General features: G+C 56.5%; 10 protein-coding genes. 3 read left to right on the top strand and 7 right to left on the bottom strand.

Annotated elements, in window-relative coordinates; genetic code table 11:
• Positions 1 to 53 precede the first annotated feature (53 nt).
• From wecB to LJU29_RS21680, 3 genes are all read right to left on the bottom strand, one after another.
• The gene (gene wecB, locus LJU29_RS21690; protein ID WP_257111185.1) at positions 54 to 1,310 is read right to left on the bottom strand and encodes a non-hydrolyzing UDP-N-acetylglucosamine 2-epimerase; all 1,257 of its coding nucleotides are present in this window, start codon (positions 1,308 to 1,310) and stop codon (positions 54 to 56) included.
• Between the two features lie 233 nt (positions 1,311 to 1,543).
• Complete coding sequence (locus LJU29_RS21685; RefSeq protein WP_257111184.1) at positions 1,544 to 1,711, bottom strand: hypothetical protein; 168 nt, start codon at positions 1,709 to 1,711, stop codon at positions 1,544 to 1,546.
• A gap of 299 nt (positions 1,712 to 2,010) precedes the next feature.
• Complete coding sequence (locus LJU29_RS21680) at positions 2,011 to 2,277, bottom strand: YebG family protein (RefSeq protein WP_005615333.1); 267 nt, start codon at positions 2,275 to 2,277, stop codon at positions 2,011 to 2,013.
• A gap of 429 nt (positions 2,278 to 2,706) precedes the next feature.
• Between LJU29_RS21680 and LJU29_RS21675 the strand changes: the two genes are divergently transcribed.
• The gene (locus tag LJU29_RS21675) at positions 2,707 to 3,195 is read left to right on the top strand and encodes a phosphate-starvation-inducible protein PsiE (protein ID WP_002552228.1); all 489 of its coding nucleotides are present in this window, start codon (positions 2,707 to 2,709) and stop codon (positions 3,193 to 3,195) included.
• Positions 3,196 to 3,254: 59 nt separating this feature from the next.
• On the opposite strand, the gene LJU29_RS21670 is transcribed toward LJU29_RS21675, so the two are convergent.
• Positions 3,255 to 3,587: a YXWGXW repeat-containing protein gene (locus LJU29_RS21670; RefSeq protein ID WP_002552229.1), complete on the bottom strand. Its 333-nt coding sequence runs from the start codon at positions 3,585 to 3,587 to the stop codon at positions 3,255 to 3,257.
• 353 nt (positions 3,588 to 3,940) lie between these two features.
• Between LJU29_RS21670 and LJU29_RS21665 the strand changes: the two genes are divergently transcribed.
• On the top strand, positions 3,941 to 5,749 hold the full coding sequence (locus LJU29_RS21665) for a phospholipase D-like domain-containing protein (protein WP_257111183.1): 1,809 nt from the start codon (positions 3,941 to 3,943) through the stop codon (positions 5,747 to 5,749).
• Positions 5,749 to 6,804 carry an SEL1-like repeat protein gene (locus LJU29_RS21660; RefSeq protein WP_057454634.1) on the top strand — a complete coding sequence of 352 codons (1,056 nt, stop codon included), beginning with the start codon at positions 5,749 to 5,751 and terminating at the stop codon, positions 6,802 to 6,804. Before LJU29_RS21665 ends, LJU29_RS21660 begins: the two co-directional genes overlap by 1 nt.
• Positions 6,805 to 6,956: 152 nt before the next feature.
• On the opposite strand, the gene LJU29_RS21655 is transcribed toward LJU29_RS21660, so the two are convergent.
• The 3 genes from LJU29_RS21655 to fecA form a co-directional block, all read right to left on the bottom strand.
• On the bottom strand, positions 6,957 to 7,289 hold the full coding sequence (locus LJU29_RS21655; protein ID WP_054994989.1) for a DUF3509 domain-containing protein: 333 nt from the start codon (positions 7,287 to 7,289) through the stop codon (positions 6,957 to 6,959).
• Positions 7,290 to 8,217: 928 nt separating this feature from the next.
• Positions 8,218 to 8,646 carry an HPF/RaiA family ribosome-associated protein gene (locus tag LJU29_RS21650; RefSeq protein ID WP_002552231.1) on the bottom strand — a complete coding sequence of 143 codons (429 nt, stop codon included), beginning with the start codon at positions 8,644 to 8,646 and terminating at the stop codon, positions 8,218 to 8,220.
• A 274-nt stretch (positions 8,647 to 8,920) separates the two neighbouring features.
• Positions 8,921 to 11,269: a TonB-dependent Fe(3+) dicitrate receptor FecA gene (gene fecA, locus LJU29_RS21645; RefSeq protein ID WP_257111182.1), complete on the bottom strand. Its 2,349-nt coding sequence runs from the start codon at positions 11,267 to 11,269 to the stop codon at positions 8,921 to 8,923.
• Between the last annotated feature and the right edge of the window lie 165 nt (positions 11,270 to 11,434).

Raw genomic sequence — 11,434 nt, 5'->3', positions numbered from 1 at the left:
TGCTTCCTGCGGATATGTTTGGTATTCGTTTGCGCTACCTGCGCGTGTTTTCGCTAACTTGCCATCGAGCGCATCTGGGCATGCTGGTGTTGAAGTTGAGGCTGGATCAGCGTGTCGAGCTGCACATCGACCGGGTCGGTGCGATAACGCGGCAGCTCGGCGACAAATTCATCCACCGGACGACCCATCAGGGCATCGACGATGCGCGCACTGGCCTTGCCGTCGCCGTAAGGGTTGGCGGCATGGGAGGCTCTCTGCCACAGGGCGTCGTCATCAAACAGGGCGTTCACGCCACGAATGATCGCGTCGGTCTCGGTGCCCACCAAGCGTACGGTACCCGCGGCGACTGCCTCGGGACGCTCGGTGACATCGCGCATGACCAGCACCGGCTTGCCCAGCGACGGCGCTTCTTCCTGCACGCCGCCGGAGTCGGTAAGGATGACGTGGGCGCGTTGCATCAGGCGCACGAACGACAGGTAATCCAGAGGCTTGATCAGGTGCACGTTGGGCAAATCGCCCAGATGCTCGGTGACCGGCCCCAGTACGTTGGGGTTCAAGTGCACCGGGTAGACGATTTGTATGTCGTCGCGTCGGGCCAGTTCGCCCAGCGCCCTGCAGATGTTCAGGAAGCCGTCGCCAAAATTCTCGCGCCGATGCCCGGTCACCACCAACACCCTGCGTTCAGGCACCAGGAAGGAAAACTGGCGATCCAGTGCGTGGCGCAGCTGGCGGTTGCTGTCGATCCGCTGAGCGGTCAGGTGCAGGGCGTCGATCACGGTATTACCGGTCACGAACGAGATACCTTGCAGGCGCTCGCCCAGCACGTTGCGGCGCGACTCGGCCGTCGGTGCAAACAGATGATCGGAAATCAGATCGATGCAGCGGCGGTTCATCTCTTCAGGCCATGGCTGACGGATGTCACCGGTGCGCAAACCGGCTTCGACGTGGCCGATGGGGATGCGGCGATGAAAAGCCGACATGGCCGCCACCATTGCTGAGGTTGTGTCGCCATGAACCAGCACCTTGTCCGGTTTCATCTCGTCCAGAATCGGATCGATAGCCGCGTAAAGCGCCGCGGTCAGGGAATTCAGCGTCTGATCGGGGCGCATCACATCAAGGCTGTAATCGGCTTTGAGCTCAAACATGTCCAGCACCTGTTGCAGCATGCTCTGATGCTGCCCGGTGATGCAGATTCTCGAATCGATACCCGGCTCTGCGGCCAGTGCTCTGACCAACGGAGCCATCTTGATGGCCTCTGGGCGAGTGCCGAATATGGAAAGGACCTTCATCCTGGGTTGCTGACCAGCCATTATTTCCTCCCGCGCTTTGAGCGCGCCGCGCAATAGCAAAGCCAGGCTGAGAGCAGCGTGGCCAGCTGGCGAGTTAATGAGTTTCTCGGGCGGGGAAGATCGGAGTGCATAGCTCGATATTCACTTCAATGTGATGTAGCAATGTGCCTCGTTACCCGGAATTGTCGGGATTATTAGCAGAACAAAATAATAAAGCAAAATGTTTTATTAGCTATTTTTCAAAGTAATAGTTTTCAGGAACTTTGGTTTTTCAGGATGGTCAGTTCAGGGTTATAACTTTTGAAAAATCCGTTTTGCCCAATGAATACGGGGGGGGGTTGCGGGCGCATGATAGCGTCGGTCAGGCTGTTTTCAAAGGACGCTAATGTGCTGAAAGTCGCCATGATGGCAAAAAGTTCCAACAAAAATCGCCGTGCTGTGGCGTGCATCACTACAGCAGAATACTGACGCCTGATTAATGACAGGAAAAGCGAAGGGGTTCACAAAAATGGCGCTGATATAATGACAGTGTGGAACTTTGCTTTTGTATCGAGTGTGATGCGCTGCAGGTGAACGAGATGTTAAGGAATAGCTTACATACCGCTAAAGTTAAGTGAGCTGCACTATTGAGTTGTAGCAGCAATGCGGACAGTTGCCCAGTTATTAAATGAGAATGATTAGCGAACCCCTCCGAATGAGGGGGTCGCGGTGCAGAACGCAATCAGCCTTCTGACTCGGCAGGCTCCGACAGCTCACTGAGTGCAGTCGCGTTGTTTTTGAAGGCGGCGGCAAAGACGGCGCGATTTTTCGCCATGTAGATACTCGCATCCTCTGCATGCTTCTCCGAGATGCCCGGCACGTTCTTGATCAGGACGTCGGTGAGAAGCTCGGCCAGCTCGAGCATTTGATCGTGCGCATCGGCGAGTTTACGGTCCACGAAAGTAGTCTCCAGATCGCGGGTGCTGCGGTAAAGGGTTTCAACAGCCATTTTGGCCTCGTCGTGTTATCCAGTGTTGAAAGGGGCTAGACCCGGACGTTCAGCGCTTCACGCTCTGACCAGCGGGTATGCAAAAGCAGTGATCCTGCAAGACCAGCATGCCGGTCAGGTTTAGCGGGGCGCTGCATGCATATCCAAATGAGGGTCTGCATGAAGGCCGCTCTCCGACGCATCGGCGTTGAAGGTGATTTCTTGATTGCTGTGTTTTTATACAGTAAAAAGGCTGCACCAATCAACCCCTCTCTGAATAGTGGCGTTTAAGCATCTTTTTTTGCGCCGCAAATGTGCCTTGCGACAACCCGTCGCGCTCTCAACCATAGCCTATGGCCCTGTTCCTGCTTTAAAAAGCAGGCCACAAAGGTGTCACGAGTACCCGGCATCATCCGGTCGGCATAAACGAAGATTCAGAGGTAGAGCGTCATGGGAAACAAATGGGCAGTAAAGATAAGACACCGCGTGCACGGCCAGGCCGAGTCACTGGGTAATCTCTGCGTCGAGAGCTTTCACTTTCTGGCGCTGTTCGCGATTGGCGCGATCACTGCCTGGGCGTCAGTGGTTGCATTCCTGGGTATGGTCGAGAAAGGCAACGTCACGGTCGATGACATCCTGCTGCTGTTCATCTACCTGGAGCTGGGGGCGATGACCGGGATTTATTTCAAGACCAACCACATGCCCGTGCGCTTCCTGATCTACGTTGCGATCACTGCACTGACCCGCCTACTGATTTCCGACGTGTCCCACCACAACCCGCCGGACATCGGCATCATCTACCTGTGTGGCGGCATTCTGCTGCTGGCGTTTGCAATTCTGGTGGTGCGCTACGCGTCTTACAAATACCCGTCGGCGAAGATTCCCGATTCGTCCAGCGCGGTCAAAGGCGCGGTGACGGAGGAGAAGGGCGAGATCTGATCGAGACACTGGCGACATCGGTGATCGATGCCGCCAGCGTGTTGCATGGAAGTCGCCTGTCAGTTAAGCCACACGCCGGCATGCCAGTGCCAGCCGTCTCCGGCGCTTTCCCAGTGCGGATGCACGTAGTGGTAGCCAGGTCGTTCCGCCTCCCAGTGACCATGAACCGGCACGAAACGCTGCCCGTTCCAGTGCCAGTAACCGCGCGCCCAGATGTAGCCGGGACGAGGCGCTGGTTCCACTTCGATTACCCGCTCAGGGGGTGGTTGCGGCGCGATGACTTCTTCGACGTATTCATGATGTACGTGTGGTCGCTCATGGACTACCCGCTCTTCGACACAGCCTGACGCTATCGCAAGTGATGCGATCAATACCCCATACCTCAAGAACATGTTGCCTCCTCGGAATCATCCGCAGGTGCAGTGGCGCTGAACGCAGTGCCCAGTCGCTCGAATGTTTCTGCGCAAGGATTGTTGTAGCAGGATGTATCTGTACTTTTGCTGAACCTTCGGGAGAGCGGATGGTGGCGTATGGCCGTGATGTTTGGCGTGTTCTAGACCGTGCAGGTGTCGGGGCATAGGACCTTTCTGACAGTCACAGCCCTACCCCTTGTATGACGTTGCTGAAGATGGCAGTCCTGCCCCTATGCCTGGGTATTCACTGCCAATGTCCTTCCCTTACGCTTTGAATCCTCAACTCTCTGAGGGCAGGAAGCCAGGACTCAGTCGCACGTAAGGGACAACCTGTGATCACCCATAACATCACCGTACCGGTCGCTACCAGCCAGCGGCTTGCAGTCAATCTGACGCTGCCATGGTTCATTCAGAAAACCGAGTTCACCCCAGTACCAGCCGTCTACGAACCTTTGATAAACGGTGAAGATACCTTTCGCGCTGTGCATCAGGCGATTGATAGCGCCAAGGCGTCCATCGACATCGTCTGCTGGGGCTTTCAACCCTCCATGTATTTCATCCGCGACGGGTGCCATCCCTGCATCGGTGAACTGCTCATGCTCAAAGCGGCGCAGGGCGTGAAGGTCCGTGTGCTTGCATGGGAAATGCCGTTCAACAGCGCGGGGGTGGCTGGTGAAGCCAATTTGCCGGGCAAGGGGCCGATACGCATCAAGGACCGGGTTTTGCAAAACTCGACTCGGGCTCAGTACGACTATGACCGTGACTGGTTCAACCATTACGCCGTGGCAGACGAGCAGGCCGCCCGACGTGTCGCAGACAATGTGCCGGTGCTGGTGAGCCGGGGTTTCAGTGTGCTGGAAAGAGCCGAAATTGACCATTGGGTGAAGTATCGAAGCATGGACCCGAACGTCAGTTGGCGTGCGCGTAAAGCCATGAGTGCAAGCGCGACACACCATCAGAAAAGCATATTGGTCGACTACGAACTACCGAACGCCGTCGGTTTTGTCATGGGCCACAACATGCTGGACGAATACTGGGACACCGACAGCCACTCGGCACTGAACCGCACCCAAGCGACCGCGCCCAATCCTGATCGCGGACCACGGGGTGCCCTGCCGCGCCAGGACATCTCCTGCAAGATATCCGGCCCTGTCCTTGAACACCTGCACTGCAACTTTGCCTGGGCATGGCGCAGGGAGACCGGTGAAGACCTGTTTCAGTCACGTCAGTCCATAGAAGCCGCATCCCGACTCACGTGTGACCGCGGCACCCGGATAATGACTCAATTGCTGCGTACTCAGGCCCAGGAGCATGTGTACGACATCGAAAAGCTTTATCTGAATGCGGCCAACAACGTTTGCCAGTTTATCTACATCGAGAACCAGTATTTTCGCTGGGGACCGCTGGCCGAGAAAATCAAACAGATTGCAGAGCGACAAACCAGTTGGGGGCGTGATCCGGCGCAGCACAACGCCATCCATTTATTCGTGATCACCAATGACACCAACGACGGGATCGGCATGGGCACGCTCAAGACTCAGGAAATGCTCGCCCAACTGGGCCGCGCCGACGTCATCCCCGGCGTGACCCGGCTGCTGCGTATCAAGCAGATCAGAGCAGACGCGCCACCCAAGCCTCAACCCGAAACCGCAAATGATCATGCAGGCCAGAGAAAGCTGGATGAGTGGCAGGCCGAGCAGGGCAGGAAAACCAGAGAGGCCGAAAACAGCACGGTGCAGGCGCAAGAAGTGCCCGGCCTGAAAGTCCATGTCTGCTCACTCGTTGCTCCCGACTCGCCCGAAGGTCAGCCATGGATGCCGGTGTACATCCACTCCAAGCTAATGATCGTCGATGACGTATTCACCACACATGGGTCGGCCAACCTTAATACCCGAAGCATGATGGTTGATAGCGAACTGAACATATGTCATGAGCATCCGGCGTTTAGCCGGCCGTTAAGGCAGCGGTTGTGGGGTATGTATACGAATAGGATGGGGGCGCAGGATGAGCCTGAGCTGGCGTTCAAAGCGTGGGGCGAGATGATTAGGCAAAATAAAGAGTTCAAGTCAAAAAAGCTGTCTCCTGTTGCTTCCCTTGTCGAATTTTATTACGGCGAAACGACTGTGGCGGACTTTGACTAATGCGCATGACTTCACTGCTCCCAAGCTTATTACTGGTTGCCTGCAGCGCTGGCAATGCCATCAATTTTTGGACAAAGGATGCTCCCTTGAAGCAACTAAGCGAAGTCAACGCCAAGCTGAAATTTACCTGTGCGCATGAGACGATTCCGACGTCTTCGGCAGAAACAGATGTTCTGTTCCAGTACGCGCGCTGGCTACAGAAAAATAATCAGCTAAAGCAGGACAAAGCAGTTGACCTTGAGATCGAACGGCTTTACCGCATCTCTGCTGAGAACCACCATTACAAAGCCAACGTCAATCTGCAGAACGGAAGCATGCGTGGTCATTTCAATCTGAGTGGATCGGAGCATCTGCGCCTTAGTCAGCAGTTGATCGACGCCAACGTTGCGTCCGGCTATTACTTCATTGCTATATTTCTGCGACGGGGCGTTGCAGGTTTACAGCAAGATCAAGAAATTTCCTTGCGCTACTATCGAAAAGCAGCAGATGAAGGCAACCCCCAAGCCCAGGCTTTCTTGGCCGACAAGCTGGAGCCAATCGACATTGCTCCCGAGATTGCACGCCAGATGCGACGTTGCGCAGCCACGCAGAGTAATGGCGATGCGGCCGTTGCCTTAGGCTTTGATCTAAAAACAGATAGAAGCTATAAAGATGCGCTTCAAGCGTTTCAGAATGGCGTTGCATCAGGTGATGAAATTGCTGCATCTTTTTTGAGTAAAGTTTTTCGCGGCCCAAAACCGGATGATCGTTTGTACTTTATGGCTCAGGAAGAAGACTTACAGCGCGCAGAACGTTACAAGCTTATTAGCAAGATATTAGGCGACTGGTCCTACGCCAACCCAAGCGTTCCTGAAATCAATGAAATCGTTCCCCTTCCACCAGCCAGACTGCCTACTTGGGATGGCAAGCTGAAATGGATTGAAGAACGTAAAGCCAATATCCCGCCGCCCAAGCCATCCGAGGCGCTGATCGAGTTACTGGCTAAAGCCATGGTTCTCGATCCTAAAACAGGTAAGCCAATGCCGGGATCGCCTGTGTACAGCAAGGAAGACTGATGGTCGGTGCGAAAGCACATCGGCGTGATCGTGCCGCGCCTCTACAAGCGTTGTTCGACGACTATTCTGCTGTAACCGCCAGAAATGGAAACCGGGAGGCAATTACGTGACTCCCGGTCTGGTCATCCAACCTGTATGGATGTCATTACGCATCAAACCCCGGCATTCACCGCGGCCTGATTCTGCGACCACAGACCATTGGCCGGACCGGGTGTCTTTTTCAGCGTGGCACCGTCGGTCATCGCTGCAAGAATCTTGATCGCGCTGTCGCCACGCTCGATGGCGATGCCGAATTGCACGCTTTCTATAAGCTTGCGCAGGCGTTGCGGGTCATTGCGTTGCGCTGCGCTGATCAGACGCTTGGCAACGACTCCGCATTCGTTGGACAGGGTCAGCATGATGCTGCCGTCCAGCCCTTGAATGCTCAGATTCACCCGATAGTCGGGGTGAAAAGTATCCGTGATCATCTGAAAAGGATTGTCCATATCATTCACCTGCTAAATGGTCTGCATAAGTTGACCGGGTAATAGTCCTTTTGGTTCTCGACGACTGATCAGCGGTTGCGTTACTCCTTCGCTTGCTGCTGACAGGTTTGCCGTCGTCTTTCGCGTTGATGAGAGGTTTCGTTTAAGACGCTTTAACGCACCCACGGCGTGAGTCCGCGCCTGGAGGTGGCCGTCCTGATGGTCAGCCTCGTGGCGCGTACTACAGGACACTGCATGGTTCGGGCCATATTGCAGGGGTGATGCGCGAGAGGCCGCTGAACGGGAGCCCATTGCAGTTGCTTCACGGCTTACTCTGCTGCAATGCGAACCGGTCGATCCGGCCGGCAAACGTGCTCTCGAAAAGCTGCGGAGAACACTTCCCGGATATGGCCTGCTCCTTTTGCGACTGCAGTTTGCGTACGACTTTTTTGAGTGATTGTCTGACACTCCGACAACCGAATCCTGGCGTCAAAGATTCGTAAAGACGGGTCGAAACCGTACTCGCCTGCTGTCCAGGTCCTGACGTTGACCGTCTTGCTGCAGAGCGGCGGGGTGAGTGTTGAACGCTTGTCGTATGAAGGGCTGAGCCGACTGCTCATGTAGGCGAGCGGCTTGATTTTTTGCTCGCCAATTGCCGTCAGATGCAGCGCTCGGGCTGCCCGGTGCTGAATGTTAAATTCGATGGACGGCGACCGGCGATCGAGAAGGCTGCGAGGCGAGCGATGGTGCGAGGTGGCCAAAGCTGTGCAGCGAGCGTTTGTGGTGCGCACTGATTGGGGCACAACAGTCTGTCGGGCACGCTGGTCGACAGATTGTCGGCGTGCGTGGAGCGCTGCGCTTGCCTGCTCATGGGGAACAATCCATGGCAAACAAAAAGGGCGAACCGTTGCCGGTTCGCCCTTTTTTTGCAAAACGTGTCAGTGGAACATCAGGTCAGACGAGCGGCTTCTTTCTCCTGCTCTTTTTCCAGAAATTCTTCTTCGAGCAGCGCGTCCGGGCTGACCGGATCTTCATCCTGTTCGGCGATAATCGGTGCGGCACCTCGTTTGCCGCGCAGTTTGCCAAACAGATGCTCGAGGGCGTGATCGAGTTTTACAGCAGCGCCATCCACAGCCTGATCTACCGTATCGGCCTTGTGGGAAACAGAAATAGGTTGGTGTCCTTTGGGGCGAGCTTCCATCTGGCACTTGATGTCGTGCGGGCCAGGCTTGTCCCCGTTTTCGTCGCGGATGTGGACTTCCACGCGGGTCAGGTTTTCATCGTAGTGTTCGAGCGTGCTTTCAACGGTGGTACGAACCCACTCCTCCAGTCGGATACTGCTTTCGATGTGATTATCGCTATTGACCTGGATTTGCATAGTTAATCCTTATTAGGGCTTGCTCGTGCGAGGCTGGACTACGTGATTCCTTGCGGAATCGATTTCGTTTGCGCTCATTCACAGTGTTGGCGGCAATGGCCTGACAATTCAACCCCAATATGTAAGAAATATTTCGCAGCAAAAAATGGCCGCCCTGATTCAAGGCTGAGAATCAGGAGCGGACGCAGAGCGTCCAGAACGGCATCCCCACGCGGAGCGTGAGGAACGAGAGGTGTCCGGGAGAACACTTCTCTCACGCTCTGGCGTCCGGGAACTAGAATGCGACTGACGTCTGTACGTACACCGTGCGCGGTTCGCCGACATATTTGCCACGGTTGTTGTCGTCGAACGAGCGGGTGTAGTACTGGCGGTTGAAGATGTTCTTCATCCCGACCGCTACATTGAGGTCCGACAGTTGCGGGCCGAAATCGTAGTTGGCGCGGGTGCTGAACAGCATGTACCCAGAGATCTTGCCAGTGCTGCCGTCGGCGCTCTCAGCCGCTGTGTTGGCGTTGTCGGCGAACTGGTCGCTCTGGAAAGAGCTGTCAAAATTCAGCTTCCACGGCCCTTCGGTGTAGCTGACGCCCATCGTTCCTTTGTGTTTTGACGAGAACGGCACGCGATTGCCCTTGTTCGGGCCGTCTTCGCGGATCGTGGCGTCAACGAAGGCGTAGCTCGCGTAGACATCGTAACCGGCCAATACCGGGCTCAGGCCTTCCAACGCATAGTTGACGCTGGTCTCGATCCCCTGATGACGAGTCTCGCCGCGTGCAATCACGGTGTCGTTGGTCTGATTGCTGTCGTACTGGTTATCGAAGTTGATCAGGAATGCACCGATCTCGGCTCGCAGGTTGCCGTTGTCATAGCGCGTGCCGAGCTCCCAGGTGCGGGCTTTTTCCGGTTTGACTTCATCGCCGGTAACGCGGTTAGGCATCTGGCTGTACTGCACGCTGCCGAACGAGCCTTCGGTGTTGGCGTACAGGTTCCAGGTGTCGGTCAGGTGATAAAGCACATTCAGCGCTGGCAGTGCGGTGCTGTAGTCGCCTTGATAGCGGGCGTTGGTCAGATTGTTGTTCTGCGCGGTGTCGATCATCTCGTAGCGAACGCCGGGCGTGATGGTCCACTTGCCGATGTCGATACGGTCATCGATGTAGAACGCATGCGCTTCAGTCGCGCCGCGGGTGTCACGGTCGTTGCGGCTGGCGGTGGTCGGCAGGTTACCGGTCACCGGTTCGCGATAGCGCAGTTCGTGACCCGCTTCGTTGACGTAGCGGTAGCCGACGCCCACTTCATGCCAGGTCTCGCCCAGTGCAAAGCCTTGCGAGAAGCGCGTTTCCAGACCGCGTACCCAATATTCGCGGGGCGACAGGGAAACGAAGCTGCCCTGATCCAGATAGCCGCTGCGCAGGGTTTTGGTGAAGAACGTGTTGGCGGTGAAGACGCGGGCATCCTCTTCATAGCGGTAGCCGAAGTTGAACATGGTGCGACGGCCCCAGAACTTGTCCTTCACACGCGTCGACTGGTACGGATCGGCATCGTAATCCCTGACGTTCAGGCCGCCGGGCATCTGCGCTTCGCCATCGTAATACTGCGCCATGGCATTGAGGCTGTTGGCTTCGTCGATCTGGTATTTGCCCTTGAGGATCAAGTCGTCGATCTGGGTATCGCTGTGCTCGCGCCAGTCACCGCCGCGTACTTCGGAATACAGAATCGCGCCGCCCAGACCATTGTCCGCCGTGCCGCCTGCCAGCAGGTTGCCGGTGGTCTTGAAGCCATCGTGGCTGGACGACGGGCTGGTTTCGGTCTGTATGCCGCCTTTGAGGGTGGGGGCGTCAGGGATGGCACGGGTCACGAAATTGACGATACCGCCCACGTTCTGCGGGCCGTAACGCACAGCACCACCGCCACGCACCACGTCGACCGCGTCCATGTTGCCCATGCTGATCGGCGCGAAGGACAGCTGCGGTTGACCATAAGGTGCGAACGGCACCGGGATGCCGTCCATCAATACGGTGGAGCGTGACGCCAGACGCGGGTTGAGGCCACGAATGCCGAAGTTAAGCGCCATGTCGTGGCTGCCGGTGCCGTTGTTGTCCGGGGCATTGACGCCCGGGATGCGATTGAGCACTTCACGCGCCGAGGTTGCGCCGACACGCTCGAATTCTTCACGACGGATCACATCACGTGCGCCGGGGTGTTCGAAAACGTTGGTCTGCTGCGCGGCACCCAGCCAGTCGCCGACCACGGTGGACACACCCAGCTCGATAGGCGCGCCAGCAGCATTGACCGGTTGCAGGGTGAAGCCGTTATTGCCGTCGGCCAGGGCCAGCAGCCCGGTGCCTTCGAGCAACGCATTGAGGCCCTGCTCGGGCGTGTACTGACCTTCCAGGCCGCGGCTCTTCAGGCCGCTGGTGATTTGCGAACCATAGGAAATCAACACGCCGGACTCTCGACCGAACTGGCTCAGCGCAGCTTCAAGCTCGCTTGGCGCAATGTGATACGCCTTGGGTGCCACCTCGGCAGCCTGCGCCATCGACAGACTGCCGACCGAAAGGCTGGCACCGAAAATGACATGGCGCAACGTACGCACCAGCGGTGAAAGTTGGGTAGGGCGGGCTGACATGCAGGAGTCCTTTGACCGGAAGGTTGAGAGATGCTTTCCCTGTCTGTCACGCGAGCAACAGAAAACGGCTCACGGGTTTTGAAATTATTTTTTCCGGGTTTGATTATCGTACCCGGGCCTCGCGTGGTGATGCGTTTGGCGACCCCCGGATCAGTGACAGGGCGA

The sequence above is a fragment of the Pseudomonas ficuserectae genome, from assembly GCF_024584585.1.
GTDB classification, from domain to species: Bacteria; Pseudomonadota; Gammaproteobacteria; order Pseudomonadales; family Pseudomonadaceae; genus Aquipseudomonas; species Aquipseudomonas amygdali.
The sequence above is the reverse complement of the archived record's forward strand: the minus strand, read 5'-3'. Positions and strand labels throughout refer to the sequence as shown.